We start from the raw sequence: 16,810 nt of genomic DNA, 5'->3' as shown, positions 1-16,810 counted from the left end.
CCTCCGATAACCGCCCCGGCCCGTTCAGACGGCGGCCGCGAGCGGCGACGGCTGCACGTCGCGGTAGAGGAAGTAGCGCTCGGCCGCGCTCCATGTGGTGCTCGTCACCACGTAGAGGGCGGCGGCGAGCGGGACGACCGCGACCGTGAACAGGGTCAGGAACGACATCAGCGGCATGAACTTCAGCATCGCGCCCATGCCGGGCGCCGCCTCCGCGGCCGCCGTCGACGAGGCGGCCATCTGCTGCTTCGTCCGCCGGTAGTTGAACGTGGCGACGGCCGCGACCAGGGCGAACAGGGCGAGGTAGACGAGACCCGCCCCGCCGAACAGCCCGCCGTCCCCGAGCGCGTCATGGAAACGGCCGCCGAGCGGTGCGGCGCCGAGGCTGTGGCCGAGCAGCGGGTTGGCCTCGCCGCCGAGCTCCTTGCTGGAGAACAAGTGGTACATCAGGAAGAAAGCGGGCAGCTGCAGCAGGCTCGGGAGGCAGCCCGCGAGCGGCGAGATCCCTTCCTTCTTGTGCAGTTCGAGCGTCGCGCGCTGCAGCTTCTCGGGGTTCTTGCCGTGCTTCTTGCGCAGCTCGGCGAGTTGCGGCGCGAGCTTGGTGCGCGCCTTCTGGCCGCGGGCCGCCGCCCGGGACAGCGGGTGGACGGCGGCGCGTACGGCCATCGTGAAGAGCACGATGGCGGCCGCGACGGAGGCGCCGTGGAAGACGGGGGCGAGGGCGTCGGCGAACTGGCCGACCGCGTCGGCGAAGCCACTGAAAAAGGACACGGTGGGGCTCCTTCGGGGAGTCTCGTCGTACCGGAAATGCCTGGAATGCCGGGAATCTTCAGAGATTCCGGCGGGATTTCGGTGTGACGGACCGCGCGAAGGCGCTCCCTAGGTCAGTGCCTGGGAAAGGGGCTCTACGCGGCCGTCGGGACGAGCCGCCCCGGTGCTCGCGGACGGGTGCGCCCCGCGGCATCCGGATCGCGTTGGGGCAGGAAGGCCGTGCGGTGCTCGCGGTCCCGGATCGCGGTGCGCACCCGGGCGGGCTGCACGGCCGGGCCGCCGCGCGCGGCGATCAGGGTGCAGACGGCGAGCGCGGTGCCGGCCGCGGCGGTCGCGGCGAGCGCGACGGCGGCGGAGAGCGGGCCCGCGTCGGCGATCAGGACCTGGGTGACGAGCAGAAGCAGCAGCCCGCTGACGCGCAGATCCTTGAACCAGTTGCTCACGGCCGCCTCCTCTCCCGCTCTCGTGTCACCCAGCCGCACCTGATCACCGGCTGTCCCCGAATCCTACGTGCCGACGCGCTCGTCCACGAGAGGCTCTTGCGCCAGGACTTCACCATCGGGCCGCGCGTCACGCTCCCCCGGCCCCGCGTACGTGACCGCCAGCGCCACCGCGAGGTTCGCGGCGAGCGCCACGAGACCGGCGTTGATCCCCCACACCGGATCGTTCCCGGTGAACACGAGACCGCACACGATCGCCACCCCGACCGCGAGCCCGCTGACCGCCGCAACGGTCGTGAGCCGCCGCCACACCAGGCCGAGCAGCAGCATCGGAAGCAGCTGCGCCATCCCCTCGTACGAGATGAGCGAGAGGCGGACGAGAGTGTTCGGGGCGGCGTAGGTCATGATCAGCGCGAGTGTGCCCGCGAGCACGACCACGGCCTGCGAGGCGTTCTTCTGCCGCTCCTGGCTGTGCAGCCGTGGGATGTGACTGAGCACACTCCGCCCCCACATCGTCCCGATCACCAGCATGAAGACCGCCATCGGCACGATCGACGAGAGCGCGGCCGCGACGCCGATCACCCCGACCGCCCACGCGGGCAGGGAGTCCACGACCAGCTCGAAGAGCGCCAGGTTCGAGTCCGCGCCGGTCAGTCCGGGCACGACGAACAGTGCCGCCATGCCGAGCAGCATCGGCACGAAGAGCAGGATGTTGTACGCGGGCAGCAGGATCGCGTTGCGGCGCAGGGTGTCCGCATCGCGTGCGCCGAGGTATCCGGCGACGGTGGTCGGGAAGATCACCACGGTGAACGCGTTGAGCAGGGTGGTCGAGGCGAACCAGGCGAGCCCGAGCCCGCTCTCCTCGCCCCCGTTCCCGGGCAGCGTCAGCCACGCGCGCTTCTCGTCGACGAGGCGGTCCAGGAAGGCCCCGTATCCGTCGAAGTAGTGCAGCGGGACGTAGATCGCGAGGAACGCGAGCGTGCCGATGACCAGCACGTCCTTGAGCACCGACACCCAGGCGCTCCCGCGCAGCCCGCTCACCACCACGAAGCCCGTGGTGATCGCGAAGGCCAGGAAGTACGCCCAGTTCAGGCTGATCGTCCCGTACGAGATCGTCGAGACGACCACGCCCATGCCGGTGATCTGCAGCTGGATGTACGGCAGCAGGAAGACGGTCGCGAGCACCGCGACCGCGGCGCCGAGCCAGGGCTTCCCGTACCGGTGGCTGATCATGTCGGTGATCCCGACGAGCCCGTGGTCGCGCGCGTACGACCAGAGCATCGGCCCGACGACATAGCCGACGACGTACCCGCACGACATATAGGCAACGACGTACAGCACCGGGGCGCCGTAGTTGTACCCCCAGCCGGCCGCCCCCAGATAGCTGAAGCTGGTGTACCCCTCCCCCGCCATCAGCACCCAGATGAACACGACCCCGAGGCTCCGCCCGCCCACCGACCACTCGGCGAGCCCGCCCTGTCCGCCGCGCCCCCGCACGGCGAGCAGGCCGAGCGCGACGGTGGCGACCATGAAGACGGCGAAGACGGTGGTGGCGATCGTGGCGTTCACCGGCCCGCCCTCCGCTTACGGTCACCGCGCCAGGTGAGCCAGACGCAGACGGGAGTGAGCGCGGTGGCCGCGAGCAGCCAGACCCACAGGAACGGCAGCCCGAGCACGACGGGCTCGACGCGGTTGGCGAACGGCAGGGCGGCCACGTACAGGACGAACGGGACGAGCAGCCACAGGAGATGGCGACGGACGATCACGCGGGAGAGCCTAGGCGGTGCGTGACCGCAGGACGGCGCGGGCTGCCCCTGCTACCGCTGCTTCACGTCGGTGAGCTTGCCCCAGACGATGAGGCGGTACTTGGAGGTGAACTCCGGGGTACAGGTGGTGAGCGTGATGTAGAGGCCCGGGTCGCTGTAGCCGTACTTCGGCTTCACGATGCTGCGCGGCACCTTCGCGATGACACCGCTGTCACGCGCGGAGGTCTGCGGCAGCCCGCGGTCGACGGTGTACGTGAACGTGGCACTGCGCGTGTCGACGACGAGGCGGTCCCCCTTGGCCAGCCGGTTGATGTAGCGGAACGGCTCACCATGCGTGTTGCGGTGCCCGGCGAGCGCGAAGTTCCCGGCGGCACCCGGCTGCGCGCTCCCCGGGTAGTGCCCCACGTACCCCTTGTTCAGCACGCCCTGCTTGCTGACCCCTTGCGCGACGGGCACGCGGACGCCGAGCCTCGGGATGGACAGGACCGCGTACGCCTGCTCGTAGTCGGGCCTCTGCGGCTTCCCGCCCGTGGGTTGCTGTGCGTTGCCCCCGTTGCCCCCGGGGGCGTCGGCGAGCTCACCGGGATCGGGCGCGACAGCCTGCTCGTCCGCATCCCCATCCCCGTCCCCGTCCAGCGCGGCGCCCGCTTCCGCCGCCCCGTCCGCCTCCCGCTCCCACTGCTGCTCCAGCGCCTCGACCTTGCGCTCGGCGCCTTCCCTGGCCTGCCGGTTGGTCCACCACAACTGGTGCACGACGAGCAGCAGCAGCACGACCCCGACGGTCACTGTGATCTCCGCCCCGGTCCACAGCCCCCGCACCCACGGCCTGCGCCGCCACGCGGCCTGCGCGGGCTGCCGCCTGCCCCGGCCGCCCTGCACGACCACCGGAATCCGCTCCCGACTCCGTACCCGCACCGCCACTCCCCTCCTCGGAGGGGGGCAGGGTAGGTCGCGCGGGTGCAAGTCTCCAGGGTGGTGCGGGGCGCCCGTCCCGCGGCCGGTGATCCGCGGCCCGGGGATCCTGCCTAAACATCGCGCCCGAGCAGTACGGTGAACCTCATGCGCCCCGACACGCCTGCCGATCCCACGGATCACACCGCCGAAGCCGAGCGTCTGCTGCGCACCGCGGCGCAGTACCCCGAGGACGCCGAGCAGCTGCTGCTGCACGCCGCCGCCCACCTGGAGCTGGCCGGCGACCGCCCTCAGGCCACCACCCTCTACGACCGGCTCCTCGCCGGCACGGTCGACGACCCGGCCCTGGTCCGCGCCCTGAAGGCCGCGAACCTGTGGGAGTACGGCCACGAGGCCGAGGCCCGCGCGATCATCGACGGCCTCCGCGCGACCGCCCCGCGCTCCCCGGCGGCCTGGGTCATCGCGGCCGAATCCCTCGAATCCCACGACGAACTGACCGCGGCCCACGAGGTGTTCACCCAGGGCGTCGAGCTCCTCGTGACGCAGGGCGAGGACGTCCCGTACGACTGCCGCCCGTTGCTCCTCGGCCGCCACCGCGTACGCCGCCTCCTCGCGCTCCCGCACGACGTCTGGGACGTCCTGGCGGACGACGCCCACTCCCCCACGTCCCCGATCTCCCTGGACGAACTCCACGACCCGAAGCGCCTGTGGTCCCTCGGCTCCTCGGACCCGGCGGAACTCTCGGCGGAGATCGCCCGCCTCCGCGCGGAACTGGGCACGTACAGGGCGGCGCTCTCCCGCCCGTTCCCGGTCGCGGTCCTCCACTGGCCTTCGACGGAACTCACCGAACTCCTCGCCGCGTACCCCTCGTTGACCTCGGAATACCCCTCCCACGAGGCCCACCTCTCGACCATAGAGTCGGCCCTCCGCGAACTCTCCGCCTCAGGCACGGCCAACCTGGGCATCGTCACGGCAACGGTCCCGTCCTACGAGGCCTTCGCGGCGTCGGAGGGCACGTCCCCGTCCGACGCGTCCCTGTTGCCGCAGTACGCGACGACGTTGGCTGCGCGGGGGCGGGCGGTGGGGTGGCCGCCTCGGGGTGGGTGTTGGTGTGGGTCGGGGAATCCGTATGGCGAGTGCCACGGAAGTCCGGCCACCGGCTGACTCCCGCAGGGCCCAAGTCCCCACTTTCAGGCCTACGTCCACAGATTCACCACATCCCCCTTATCCTGGTCACTTCAACCCCGTCGGAGACCGCGGCCTCCGCTGTCGACCTCACCGTGCGTCCTCACCGGTGCACAGTACGTCGATGCCGGACAGCGCCCCAAGGGGAGTGATCGCCCCCACACGCAGGCCCGTCACCCACGTATGAGGAAGACCCGATCCGCATGCCCGAGATAGCCGGCGCCGGTTGGCAGTACGACGTTCCCACCTCCGGCAGCAAGCACCTCCCGCCCGATCCCGGCTACGGCAAGGCCCTCACGAACCAGGGCTACGGATTCGAGGTCGCGATCGCCGACCTCATCGACAACTCGATCGACGCCGACGCAACCAAGATCGTCGTGCACTTCCTGCGCGACGACGAGCGGGTGACGAGCCTGCTGATCGTCGACAACGGCCGAGGCATGTCGGACGAGGATCTGGACGCCGCCATGACCGTGGGCCGGCGTCGCGCGTACGGCTCCGACTCGCTCGGCATGTACGGCACGGGGTTGAAGGCCGCGTCCCTGACGCACGCACGCTCGCTGAGCGTCATCAGCCGCACGCGAAGGAGCCGGGCCGCGGGCCGTCGTCTGACGGTCGCCGGTCTCGAGGACGGCTTCCGCTGCGACACCGTCGACAGCGACTATGCACAGTCGCTGGTCGACCGCTACGACGGCCTGATCGAGTGGCAGGGCACCATCGTCCGCTGGGACCAGGTGGCCACGTTCGAGACCGTGGAGAAGGGGTCCACCGAGCGGTACCTGTCGCAGGCGATCAGCCGGCTCGACGCCCATCTCGGGCTCTACCTGCACCGCTTCCTGAGCCGGGGCGTGCACATCGACATCGTCGTGGAGCACGTCCACACGCGCGAGGAGCTGGAGCACATCGGGGTCGAGGCGATCGACCCGTTCGGCTACAAGGTGCCCGGCCGCCGGGGCTTCCCGGTGGACCTCGTGGCCCCGGTCGAAGGCATCGGCGGGCTCCGCCTGCAGGCGCACATCTGGCCGGCGAAGTCCAAACTGCCCGGCTACAAGGAGATCGGCTCCCCCGCGGACCGTCAGGGCTTCTACTTCTACCGGCACGACCGCCTCGTCCAGGCCGGTGGCTGGAACGGCCACCGCACGGCGGAGAACCACCTCAACCTCGCGCGCGTGATCGTCGACCTGCCGGACGACTCGGGCGGTGTCTTCAGCCTCGACGTGAAGAAAGAGACGATCACCGCGACGCCCGCCTTCGCCCGTGGCATCGAGAAGGCCGTGGACAAGGACGGGACCACGTTCCGCGCCTATCTCGACGCCGCGGAGGCCGCGTACCGCGACGGCGCCTCGCGGGCGGAGATCAAGCGCAAGGAAGTGATCTACCCCGGCAAGGGGCTGGATCCGAAGATCCGCCGCGTGGTCCGCCAGGAACTGCCGGAGCGGTGCGGCGAGGACCCGGTCACCTTCAGCTGGGTGCAGCTGCCGGACGACCGCTTCTTCGACCTCGACCGCGAGAACCACGCGATCCTGCTCAACAAGAGCTACCGCGACGCCTTCAACGCGGGCCGCCGCGGCGGCCTCAACGACGCCCCCGTCGCCAAGACGATGCTCTACCTCCTGCTGGAGGACTGCTTCGCGCTCGGCCGCTGGGAGCGGACGCGGCAGGACCGCATCGACTACTGGAACACGATCATGCTCAGCGCGGTGCTCAGCCAGCGGGAGCGTTTCCTCGACGGCCAGGAGACCGCCTGATGACCTCCCCCGACCAGCTCCCCGCGATACTTCTGGATATCCACTCCGAGGTCCTCGACGGCATGACGCGCCGCCCGCGCGCGTTCTTCGAATCCGCCGCCGACATCGCGGCGGAGGACCACCCCGAGGTGGACTGTGGTCCGCGGACGTTCCGTGCGCTGCTCGCCGACGGCGACACCGCGCTGATCGACCGTTGGAAGCAGGCGCTGACGGCATGGGACTTCATGGACGCGCCGCGCTGGGGGCAGGACACCCCGGCCCGCACCGACGAGCGCCGTCACCTGGTCTACGACCGCCTGGAGCTGGACGACGAGCTGCGGAGGGTGCTCGACACCGTGGCGCCGGTCCACAAGGAGCCGGGCTCCGTGGTCATCACGCGTGAGTTCACGCCCTGGTACACCCCGGAACGCGCGGCGCGGCACGCCTTCTACTGGCCCAAGTACCGCGAACTGCTCGCGAGCAAGGGCCTGTCGGCGGCCGCCGTCGAGCACCTGGACGAGGCGACGCGCAAGGTGGTCGAGCGACTGGCCGACCCGGAACAGGCCGAGGCGAAGGCCACCAAGGGCCTGGTGGTCGGTTACGTGCAGTCCGGCAAGACGGCGAACTTCACCGGCGTCACGGCCAAGGCGATCGACGCCGGCTACCGCCTCATCATCGTCCTCGGCGGCACCCTGAACCTGCTGCGCGCCCAGACCCAGCGGCGCCTGGACAAGGAGCTGGTCGGCCAGGAGAACATCCTCGGCGGAGCCGACCCGAACGACCCCGACACCCTGGTCGGCATCGACTACGTCGGCGACGACGACGAGTGGGACGAGTTCGTCTCCTTCGGCCACCGCCCCTCCCAGCAGGGCAGGCCGGACATCGACCGCCTGACCACCCGCGACCAGGACTACGTCGGCCTCCAACGAGGCATCCGCGCCCTGGAGTTCGAGAAGCAGGACCGCAGCAAGGGGCTGCACCACCCGGACAACCTGCACCGCGCGGCGGCCCGCATCCTCGTGGTCAAGAAGAACAAGGCCGTCCTCACCAAGCTGGTGAAGGACCTCAAGCAGATCCAGGGCCAGGGACTGCTCTCCGAGATACCGGCACTCATCATCGACGACGAGTCCGACCAGGCCTCCGTCAACACGATCGACCCCAAGAAGTGGGAGGGCGGCGACCCGCAGCGCACGGCGATCAACGGACTGATCTCCCAGCTTCTGGGCCTGCTGCCGCGCGCCCAGTACGTCGGCTACACGGCGACCCCGTTCGCCAACGTCTTCATCGACCCGGGGGACGGCGACGACCTGTTCCCGAACGACTTCGTGCTGTCCCTGCGCCGCCCCGAGGGGTACATGGGAGTCCAGGACTTCCACGATCTGGATCCCGCGGTCGACTTCGAGGACCGTACGGTCGCCAACTCGCAGGAGCTGGCACACATCCGCGGGGTGTACGACTCCTCCGCGGACGACCGTCTCCAGGAAGCCCTGGACGCCTTCCTGATCTCGGGCGCCATGAAGCTGTACCGCGTCGACCGGGGCGTGTCCGAGAAGCGATTCCGGCACCACACGATGCTCGTGCACAACTCGGTCCGGATGAAGGAGCACACCGAGCTGGCCCTCCGGATCGACTCGATGTGGCACTCGTCCGCGCCGGTGAGCACCGAAGGCGTCGCCCGACTGCGGAAGTTGTACGAGGCGGACTTCGCCCAGGTCAGCGAGGCCCGAGCCGAGGGTCTCCCGACCCCCGCGTCCTTCGACGAGCTGCGCCCGTACCTCAACCGGGCCCGCCAGCTGATCAACAAGGGCGAGTCCCCGGTCATCGTCGTCAACGGCGACAAGGACAGCGACTACGCCAAGGAGGAGCTGGACTTCGACCGCACCCCGAACGTCTGGAAGATCCTCGTGGGCGGCACCAAGCTGTCGCGCGGCTTCACGGTCGAGGGCCTGACGGTCACGTACTACCGGCGCAGGACGCAGATGGCGGACACGCTGATGCAGATGGGCCGTTGGTTCGGATTCCGTGAGGGCTACCGGGATCTTGTGCGGCTGTACATCGGGCGCGAGGAGCCGGCCGGGAAGAACAAGACGCTGGACTTGTATGAGGCGTTCGAGGCGATCTGTCGGGACGAGGAGGCCTTCCGGTCCCAACTGCAGCACTACGAGACGATGGTCGACGGCCGTCCTCTGGTGACGCCCGCCCAGATCGCGCCCCTGGTGTCCCAGCATCTGCCGGACATTCGTCCGTCCGCGCGGAACAAGATGTTCAACGCCGTTCTGGAGGAGCTGCGTTCACCCGGCCTCTGGGTGGAGCCGACCGCATATCCGAAGAAGCCCGAGGATCTCGCGTACAACCTCGACGTGTGGACGCCGGTCCTGGAGGCACTCGGCGAGACACCCGAGACCATCGCATGCCGTATGGGCAAGCGAAGCGACAGCCACTCGGCCCTGCTCGCCACTGTCCCGCACGACGAACTGATCAAGGTGTTCACCGAGTTGCGCTGGGTCGAGCCCGAGCAGTTCTCCCCGCATCTGCGGGCGCTCCTCGGCGACGCGGACGCGCCGTCCGGGATCGACGACTGGGTGGTCGTGGTGCCGCATCAGGAGTCCGCCCGGCGCAAGGAGGCCGTCGTCGGCCCTCGCCGGCTCAGCCTCGCAAGCCGTACCCGTCGCCGCGGCGACCTGTTCGGCGCCATCAGCGAGCCCAAGCACCGCACCGCCGCGCTGCGGATCGCGGGCCTGGAGGGCACCGGCAACAACCTGGTGGAATCCCTCGCACGCCCGCGCCGCGGGGCACTCGTCCTGTACCCGGTCATCGAGAACGAGGCCGATGCCCCCGCCGGCGGCCCCATCGATCCGCGGCGCGTGGTCATGGCGTTCGGCTTCGTGACGCCCACGTTGCCGGGAGGGGTGTCGAGCAGCGTGCCGCGATTCCGCGCGCGGGACACGTCGCGAAGTGACGACGCGATCGTGGATCGCCACGACAACTAGGCTCGGGAACAGGACACTCGGGGCATGCAAGGAGCCATTCCCTCCTCCCCCGAGGTCTCGGCACGGATGAGCAGGCAGTCCAGCCGGGACACGGGAGCGGAGCGTTCCGTACGAAGCCTGCTGCACGCGGCCGGCTACCGGTACCGGGTCCACCACCCGGTACCGGGCATGGCCCGCCGAAAGATCGACATCGCGTTCACCCGCGCCAAGGTCGCCGTCCTCATCGACGGCTGCTTCTGGCACGGCTGCCCGGAACACGCCACGAGCCCCAAGGCGAACGCCGAATGGTGGCGCAAGAAGCTCGACCGCAACGTCGAGCGCGATCGGGAGACCGATGCGCAGTTGGAGGCGGAGGGGTGGCGGGTGTTGCGGTTCTGGGAACATGAGGCGCCCGAGGACGTGGCGGACGCGGTGCGGCGCACGGTCGAGCGCCGCGGTCCGTCGAGAGGACGGGGGAAGTCGTGAGCGAGTTGACGTTCGTCGACGTGTGCAGTGGCGCGGGAGGCCTGGCGCTGGGCATGGAGCAGGCAGGGTTGCGCCCGCGTCTGCTGCTCGACAACGATCCCGTGGCCTGCGAGATCCTTCGCCTCAACCGGCCCGACTGGCCGATCGACATGGCGGATCTGCGGGACTTCGATCCGGCGGAGAAGAGCGAGGTGTACGACGCCGACGTCCTGCTGGCGGGAGTCCCCCGCTTCCGCTCCTCGGCGACCGTCCAGCGGTCCTCGGACGACGAGGCGGTCGAGATGTTCCGGACGGCCATGTATCTGGCTCCGGCCGTACGGCCGAAGGTCCTGGTGATCGAGAACGTGCCCGCCATGGTGGAGGCCGAGGAGCTCGCGTCGGTACGCGAGTTGGCGCACGCCGAACTGGAGCATCTCGGGTACGAGCTGCATTGGACGGTCCTGAACGCGATGGACTTCGGTGTGCCGCAGGACCGCAAGGTGGGCCTGCTCGTCGCGGTGTGCGCGGAGTACGCGGACGCGTTCCGGCTACCGGAGGCTACCGTGCGCGCACCGCTGACCGTCGGCGAGGCGCTCCTGGAGTCCATGGCCTCCCGCGGGTGGCCCGATGCCCGGCGATGGGCGGTGAGCGCCGACGAGGTGGCGCCGACGCTCGTGGGCGGGTCCACCAACCGCGGAGGCCCCGACTTCGGGCCTCGCGGCTCGCAGCGCAGGTGGCAACGCATGGGGGTCTATACGAAGTCGTACGCCGACGAGCCGCCCGGCTCCGACTTCGTCTGGGATCCGACGCTGGGTGATGCGGGCCTGGTGCGCGTGACCGTCGAGCAGGCGGCGCTGGTCCAGGGCTTCCCTGCCGATTGGAGGCTGACCGGCGGCAAGACGAAGCGCTACGGCCTGGTCGCCCAGGCGTGCCCGCCACCGCTGGCCGCCGCACTGGGTCGGGCGATCACATCTGTTCTGTCACACGCTTCGAGCCAGGCCGGCTAGAATCCACCCCCGTACCACCCACTGGAGCAACGGAACCAATTGTGCCTGTACGTAGGAACTTCAAGATCCTCGACCTTTTCGCCGGACCGGGCGGATTGGATGTCGCGGCACATTTTCTTGGCGTTCCGAGCATGGGAATCGAATGGGACAGAAATGCGTGCTTGACACGCTATGAAGCAGGTCTCGATACAATTCATGGCGATGTCTCCAAGGTTCGCAAGGAGCGTTTCTCGGAAATTCCCGAGGAATACAACGTGCTCGCGGGAGGGCCGCCCTGCCAATCCTTCTCCGTGGCGGGCAAGGGACGTGGTCGCGCTCAGTTCGATGACCTCAGGGAGCTCATGAAGCTCATGGAGGCCCTGGTCGACGACCACGAGAACCCCGAGATCGACAAGAAGCTCGCGAAGCTCGATCCACGGGCCGCCCTCGTGCTGGAGCCGCTGCGCTGGCTCCTGACGAGGAACGCTGTACACGGAAAGCCGTACGACGCGATCATCCTGGAACAGGTGCCGACGGCGCTTCCCGTATGGCATGAGTACAAGGAAATCCTGCGGAGTCTGCCAGGCGAACTCGCCTATGAATGCGCCGAGCCGCATGTGCTGCGCACGGAGCGGTACGGGGTTCCCCAGACAAGGCAGCGCGCCATCTTCGTCGCGCGCCGCAAGAATGCGGACTTCTCCGGTGAGCCGACGCTCCCGAAGGGAGTCCATCGCAGCTTCGACCCCCGAGCCGCGTACGACCGGGCGGCCGACGCCCCGGTCGAGGAGCAGACACTGTTCGACACCGACCCCGACTCCGGCCCGGCGTCGTGGCGGTCCATGCACGACGCGCTCAAGGTCGCGGGCCCCCACCTCTCCTACGCGAACGGCACCAAGCCGCTTCCGGACAACTTCGTCGTGGTCTCGAACTACGGCTCCGGCGGGGATCCGAAGAAGCGCGGTCGGCGCTCCAGCCACTTCCCGGCGTTCACCGTCACCGGGAAGGTGTCGCGCAACGTCGTGCTGGTGAACGGGGAGGATCACCGACGCTTCACCATCCCCGAGGCCGGGGTTTTCCAGACGTTCCCGGGGAACTACCCGTGGGCGGGCAACGATCAGTCGCAGCAGGTCGGCAACGCGGTGCCGCCGGTGTTCGCCATGCACGTACTGAGCAGCGCGTTGGGGATTCCGCTGCCGGACGATCCGATCGAGTCCGCGCTGAAGTGGGAGCCGGCCGGCACGGAGCGGGCGTCCGAGCTCCGCGCACGGGGCTGTGGCAACGCCCATGCGTGCACGGATCGTTGCCCCCCGCAGGACGACGTCAAGAAGAAGTGACCGCCTCCGGCTCCGTGTCGGACTCGGCCTCCTGCTCCCCGCGCACCGGCGCGTCCTTGAAGAGATCCGCGAAGAGTTCGACGAGGGTGTCGACCGACGGCCTCGGCACCCTCGCCTCGTCGGGTCCGGTCGGAAGTACCAGGTCACCGCGGAGGGTGGCCTCGTAACGGATCCAGTCCGCCACGGCTGAGGCGTCCCGCTCGGTGTCCGGGGCGATCACCTCGTAGGCCACGGTCATGGCGGCGGCGTTCACCACCGTGCAGAGGCCGTTGACCTGCCGTCCCGTCGTGACCGTTCCCTCCTTGAGGAGGGCGGCGACGGCCTGGGCGACCGGACGGTGATCGATGACGGCCAACCGCAGAGCCGTGTTGAGCATGTCCTGATTGCCACAGACGAGCTTCACCGGCTCGTAGTCGTCCCCGTCCCGGAAGAGCTCGGCAGCCCACCACAGGCGCGCGAACGCCTGCTTGTAGTGCGGGCCCTGGAACCTGGCGGCATCGACCTTCTCGGCCCCCGCATGGCGCCACTCCACATAGTCCGGCGCCACGACCAGGGCGAGGTAGGACCAGATCTCCGGGTCGGCTGCCTCCGCACGTGTCAGCCGCAGCGTCGCGTGCAGCCGCGGGGCGAGCCAGCGGTCGGCCGCCGTCGGCTTCTCGTTGCGGCACAGATGCATGACGCGGTCGAGCAACGCACGGACCGGGTCCGCACGGAATCGCTCCTCCTGCGGCAACGCACGTGCGACCTCGGTGAGTTCCATGACGCGTGGCTTGTCGACACCGGCAAGAAGGCCTTCGGTGAGCTGCTCCGCGACCGTCTCCGCATCCAGGAGACCGATGAACTCCGGGCAGAACGTGGGCTTCTCGATGGTCATTCGGACTCCTCGCGCTCGATCTTCTCCAAGGCCCGGACCGTCTCGCCTATGGCCCGCGCGAGACCCGCCCGTTCCTGAGCCGCGGCCTGGATCCTCGACTGGAGCTCGGCCCATCCATGATCGCCCGTCCGGCGGCGGTGCACTTCCTGCAAGGCGGCACCGGGGGCAAGGTCGGGCATGATCGTCTGGAGCATGTCCCGCAGTGCCTCACCGCGCCAGTCCGCAGGGAAGAGCGGACTTCCGTCGTCCTCGTCGAACTCCAGGTCACCGAGCGCCGCATGAAAGGTGGCCGTCCACATGGCCTCGCCGAGTTGCGCCAGGAGGAGGCCTCCGACAATGCCTGCCGGACTGTTGCCCTGGGCGTCGAGGAGCTCGGTCAGGCGCTCCGTGTCCGTGTTGATGCGGACCTCGGGCCGGGTCCCGGCCGCGTTGATCGACCACGGGAGCTCGGCCATGTTCCGCAGCCACAACGGCGAACGGGAGAATGCCGTCTCGCGTACGGCGAAGGTCCGACTGCGCTCCGGGTGGCCCGCGTGCACATCGATGATCCAGTCGTCGGTCGGTTCCGCGATGATGCGCCCCGGGATGCCGCCCACCGTGCCGATCACCTGCACCGTGAGAGTGGCCCGGCTGAAGACGTCGGCACGCAACACATCCAGGTCACCGACCCATTCCGTACCGTCGCCCTCGGCATTCAGCAGCGCGGTGACCCGAAGGTTCGTGGCTCCTTCGGTGAACAGCGCGAGCACCTGCACATCGCTCCATGCCTCGCCCACGGCGGTGGCCTTCGCGGGCACGGTCACCGAGACGCGTACTCGGGCCGTGGTCCACCCCTCCGTGTCGGCGGAGCCGAGGGCCGTGGTGCGATCGGCGGACACGGCGACATCGAGGGGTTCCCAGTCACCGTCGGGCCCCTTGACGCTCGCGGCCTGGACGCGCAGGGCGACTGTTCCTTTGAGCGTCGGGTAGGGGCGGATGACCCTCGCCATCAGTGCTGCTCCTTCTCACCGGTGCGAAGCTCGACGACGAGTCCGCTCCGGCTCGCGCGGACGGGATGGGTGGCCGGATCGGTCACAGCGCGGAAGGTGGCACGACGGGCGCCGGGAGCGAAGGTGAGCATGCCTTCCTCCGCGGACCAAGTGCACCCTTCGATCGCCTCGACGCTCTCCCAGGCCACCTGCGGAGCGCTTCCCGATCGGACGGCGAAACGGGCGGTCGGCACGGCGAACACGGCCTCCGGGACCGACCCCGGCTTGATCTCCCCGTAGACCTCCCAGGCACCGGAATCGATCGGCTTCGCCTCCACGGTGTCGAGGGTCGGTGCGGTGGGGGCACCACGCCGCGCGCGCGGACGCGCCACGGGCCTGGTGGGCTTCGCCATCGCCTTCTTCAACCGCTCGCCACCCGCGGGCCGTTCGGTCGAGGCGACGGCGACCATGTCCTTCACCGCCGCGTTCGCGTCCCGTACGAGTGTGGAGATGCGCCGATGCGCCGAATACGAGTACCGGGCCGCCAGCTCCTCCGTCTGCCGCCACTTGTTGTGCTCGGGTGGTTCGGCGGCCCGGAGGAAGCTCTCGGCGGCGTGCGCACCCCGCGCACCCGGGCCCGCGGCCAGGCCGACCAGCAGGACGGCCTGGAAGGGACGGACGTTGCCGGGCAGCGACGGCACATGACGGTCGCGGACGACCATGCGGTTGCCCCGCATGGCCACGAGGCGGTTGTGGCGATCGTCACCGTCGACGGCACGGGTCACGAGGAGTACGGCGTCGTGCGGCTCTCCACCGGTGGCCCCTCCCTCCAGCGGTACGTTCATGGTGACGGGGGTCATGGCGACGTCGTCGGAGTGTGTCCGTCGCTCGACGGTCGTTCCGTTGAGGAACGCCCTGACCGCGCGTGTACGGGAGGGCTGCTCCCGCTCCGGGTCGACCTCCTCGTCGGGCATGATCTCGACGCCGTCGCGGAGCACTCTGACCGAGGCCTGCAGCATGGGCGCGTGGCCGCCGCCGCCGGTCATCGCGGCCCAGAAGTTGCGGCCCAGCGCGCTGAGCAACCGGTCCCGCATGGCGAGCACGGAAGCGCCGTCGTCATCGTCCCCGGCCTCCTCGGAGGTCCGTTCGTCGAAGGAGGCCATGTCGTAGGCGCCGACGATCAGGAACGAGGTTCCGGGTTCGTCGCTGTCGCGGGTGAGGTGGAGTCTCTCGATCTCGTCTTCCTCCGCCCACCAGGACCTGGTGACCTCACCGCGGGGGGAGTCCGGGTCGGGGCGGCCGAACCAGGCCGGTCCGGCGAGCGCTTCGTCGCCCACGCGTCGCCAGGGGAGATCGAGGCGACCCACGACGCGGTTACGGCTGCGTCCCTCATGCGGTTCGGAGAGCGTCGAGTTGATCAGCACGAGGCCCAGGCGACTGGTGCCCCAGATGGTGGCCTTGCCCAACCCGTAGGAGCCACCGGCGGTGGTGCCCGCCTGCTTGTGGCTGTCGAGTTGACGTCGGACGACCGCGGCGAAGCGGCCGTCGGCATAGTCGTCGCCGGTCAGCCCGGCCGCGTTGTAGTCGTCCACTCGCAGCAGGACGAGTCGCTGACGCTCCCGCATGTCGCGGAGACCGGCCGCCACCACCCGGCTGACCTTCTGATCCTGGCCGGCGACGGCCTCGTAGTGCGGCAGCAGGTCGTCCCAGTTCATGGCGTCGAGGAAGCGGTGCAGGTGTTCACCGGTGAGCTCGTGCAGTGTGTAGCGGACACGCACCGGGCGCTCCGTGGCCTGCAGGCGTTCGTCCAGGCTGTTCTGGCAGGTCTCCCGGGCGAGGACCTCCACGTCCGGTTCGAACGCGAACGCGGCCGCGTTGCCCAACTCGCGTCCACCGTCATCGTGTTGAGGGCGGTGGTACCACGTGACCGGGAGGCCCGACAGGGTGTCCGTGGTGCGCGTATGGATCGTCACGGTGTCGGTGCCGAGGGCCGTGGCGATCCGCCCGATGGTCTCGGCCCGCGGGGCGGCGCGACCCGTGATCCAGGCCGAGACGGCCGCACGCGTCACCTCGATCTTGTTGGCCAGTTCGGTCTGCGTCATGCCGGCCAACTTGAGCTGTCGCGCCAACCAGGGACCGAAGTCCTCGCCTGTCTCCACGTCCACCTCTGCTCTCGACGTCGGTGCCCCCAGCGCCCGTGCGGCCGCGTGAGACGCGTGCGCACCCCCGGGAACCGGACCACAGTACCGCGCGTCATTGACACAGACCAGCTCGTCAAATTTCCTTTGACGAGCGTCTCGACCCCAACCACAGTCGAACGAGAGGGTGTTCTGCACGTTGTGTCCGCTTGAGCACGTTCCGACCATGTTTGGCATGGACGAAAGTCTTCGACCAAAGACCCTTGTCCCGGCCG

14 protein-coding genes are annotated in these 16,810 nt (G+C 69.4%); 6 read left to right on the top strand and 8 right to left on the bottom strand.

The annotated features are described in order from the left end of the window. Positions 1-24 precede the first annotated feature (24 nt). The 5 genes from ACIBI4_RS21085 to ACIBI4_RS21065 form a co-directional block, all read right to left on the bottom strand. Positions 25-771 carry a YidC/Oxa1 family membrane protein insertase gene (locus tag ACIBI4_RS21085; RefSeq protein ID WP_399205478.1) on the bottom strand — a complete coding sequence of 249 codons (747 nt, stop codon included), beginning with the start codon at positions 769-771 and terminating at the stop codon, positions 25-27. Between the two features lie 134 nt (positions 772-905). Continuing rightward, positions 906-1,214, bottom strand: a complete 309-nt coding sequence (locus tag ACIBI4_RS21080; RefSeq protein WP_399205477.1) for a DUF6412 domain-containing protein — start codon at positions 1,212-1,214, stop codon at positions 906-908. Between the two features lie 63 nt (positions 1,215-1,277). After that, positions 1,278-2,780 (bottom strand): sodium:solute symporter, encoded by a 1,503-nt coding sequence (locus tag ACIBI4_RS21075; RefSeq protein WP_399205476.1) that lies wholly within the window; start codon positions 2,778-2,780, stop codon positions 1,278-1,280. Further along, positions 2,777-2,977 carry a DUF3311 domain-containing protein gene (locus ACIBI4_RS21070; RefSeq protein WP_399205475.1) on the bottom strand — a complete coding sequence of 67 codons (201 nt, stop codon included), beginning with the start codon at positions 2,975-2,977 and terminating at the stop codon, positions 2,777-2,779. The genes ACIBI4_RS21075 and ACIBI4_RS21070 overlap by 4 nt, the downstream gene beginning before the upstream one ends. Before the next feature lie 51 nt (positions 2,978-3,028). Then, positions 3,029-3,892, bottom strand: a complete 864-nt coding sequence (locus ACIBI4_RS21065; protein WP_399205474.1) for a class E sortase — start codon at positions 3,890-3,892, stop codon at positions 3,029-3,031. A gap of 144 nt (positions 3,893-4,036) precedes the next feature. Here ACIBI4_RS21065 and ACIBI4_RS21060 point away from each other — a divergent pair, with 144 nt between their 5' ends. From ACIBI4_RS21060 to ACIBI4_RS21035, 6 genes are all read left to right on the top strand, one after another. Further along, on the top strand, positions 4,037-5,053 hold the full coding sequence (locus ACIBI4_RS21060) for a hypothetical protein (protein WP_399205473.1): 1,017 nt from the start codon (positions 4,037-4,039) through the stop codon (positions 5,051-5,053). A 224-nt stretch (positions 5,054-5,277) separates the two neighbouring features. Then, entirely contained in the window at positions 5,278-6,822 is a 1,545-nt protein-coding gene (locus ACIBI4_RS21055) for an ATP-binding protein (protein WP_399205472.1), read from the top strand. Then, on the top strand, positions 6,822-9,791 hold the full coding sequence (locus ACIBI4_RS21050) for a Z1 domain-containing protein (RefSeq protein ID WP_399205471.1): 2,970 nt from the start codon (positions 6,822-6,824) through the stop codon (positions 9,789-9,791). Before ACIBI4_RS21055 ends, ACIBI4_RS21050 begins: the two co-directional genes overlap by 1 nt. A gap of 24 nt (positions 9,792-9,815) precedes the next feature. Further along, entirely contained in the window at positions 9,816-10,256 is a 441-nt protein-coding gene (locus ACIBI4_RS21045; protein ID WP_399205470.1) for a very short patch repair endonuclease, read from the top strand. Further along, entirely contained in the window at positions 10,253-11,242 is a 990-nt protein-coding gene (locus tag ACIBI4_RS21040; protein ID WP_399205469.1) for a DNA cytosine methyltransferase, read from the top strand. Before ACIBI4_RS21045 ends, ACIBI4_RS21040 begins: the two co-directional genes overlap by 4 nt. Positions 11,243-11,283: 41 nt before the next feature. Then, the gene (locus tag ACIBI4_RS21035) at positions 11,284-12,555 is read left to right on the top strand and encodes a DNA cytosine methyltransferase (RefSeq protein ID WP_399205468.1); all 1,272 of its coding nucleotides are present in this window, start codon (positions 11,284-11,286) and stop codon (positions 12,553-12,555) included. Here ACIBI4_RS21035 and ACIBI4_RS21030 read toward each other — a convergent pair. The 3 genes from ACIBI4_RS21030 to ACIBI4_RS21020 are packed head-to-tail and all read right to left on the bottom strand — an operon-like array spanning position 12,542 to position 16,556. Further along, positions 12,542-13,429, bottom strand: a complete 888-nt coding sequence (locus tag ACIBI4_RS21030) for a DUF6339 family protein (RefSeq protein ID WP_399205467.1) — start codon at positions 13,427-13,429, stop codon at positions 12,542-12,544. The two genes, ACIBI4_RS21035 and ACIBI4_RS21030, sit on opposite strands and share 14 nt — an antisense overlap. Further along, positions 13,426-14,418, bottom strand: a complete 993-nt coding sequence (locus ACIBI4_RS21025) for a hypothetical protein (RefSeq protein WP_399205466.1) — start codon at positions 14,416-14,418, stop codon at positions 13,426-13,428. The genes ACIBI4_RS21030 and ACIBI4_RS21025 overlap by 4 nt, the downstream gene beginning before the upstream one ends. Continuing rightward, positions 14,418-16,556, bottom strand: coding sequence for a helix-turn-helix domain-containing protein (locus ACIBI4_RS21020; RefSeq protein ID WP_399205711.1), 2,139 nt, complete (start codon positions 16,554-16,556; stop codon positions 14,418-14,420). Before ACIBI4_RS21020 ends, ACIBI4_RS21025 begins: the two co-directional genes overlap by 1 nt. Positions 16,557-16,810 lie beyond the last annotated feature (254 nt).

The sequence above is a fragment of the Streptomyces sp. NPDC050418 genome (assembly GCF_044458745.1).
GTDB lineage: Bacteria > Actinomycetota > Actinomycetes > Streptomycetales > Streptomycetaceae > Streptomyces.
This window is presented reverse-complemented; position numbering and strand designations above follow the sequence as displayed.

What these genes read in the sequence shown, in the direction of transcription:
- ACIBI4_RS21055 (WP_399205472.1), top strand. Translation starts at nt 5,278, where the DNA reads ATGCCCGAGATAGCCGGCGCCGGTTGGCAGTACGACGTTCCCACCTCC.
- ACIBI4_RS21050 (WP_399205471.1), top strand. Translation starts at nt 6,822, where the DNA reads ATGACCTCCCCCGACCAGCTCCCCGCGATACTTCTGGATATCCACTCC.
- ACIBI4_RS21025 (WP_399205466.1), bottom strand. Translation starts at nt 14,418, where the DNA reads ATGGCGAGGGTCATCCGCCCCTACCCGACGCTCAAAGGAACAGTCGCC.
- ACIBI4_RS21030 (WP_399205467.1), bottom strand. Translation starts at nt 13,429, where the DNA reads ATGACCATCGAGAAGCCCACGTTCTGCCCGGAGTTCATCGGTCTCCTG.
- ACIBI4_RS21045 (WP_399205470.1), top strand. Translation starts at nt 9,816, where the DNA reads ATGCAAGGAGCCATTCCCTCCTCCCCCGAGGTCTCGGCACGGATGAGC.
- ACIBI4_RS21060 (WP_399205473.1), top strand. Translation starts at nt 4,037, where the DNA reads ATGCGCCCCGACACGCCTGCCGATCCCACGGATCACACCGCCGAAGCC.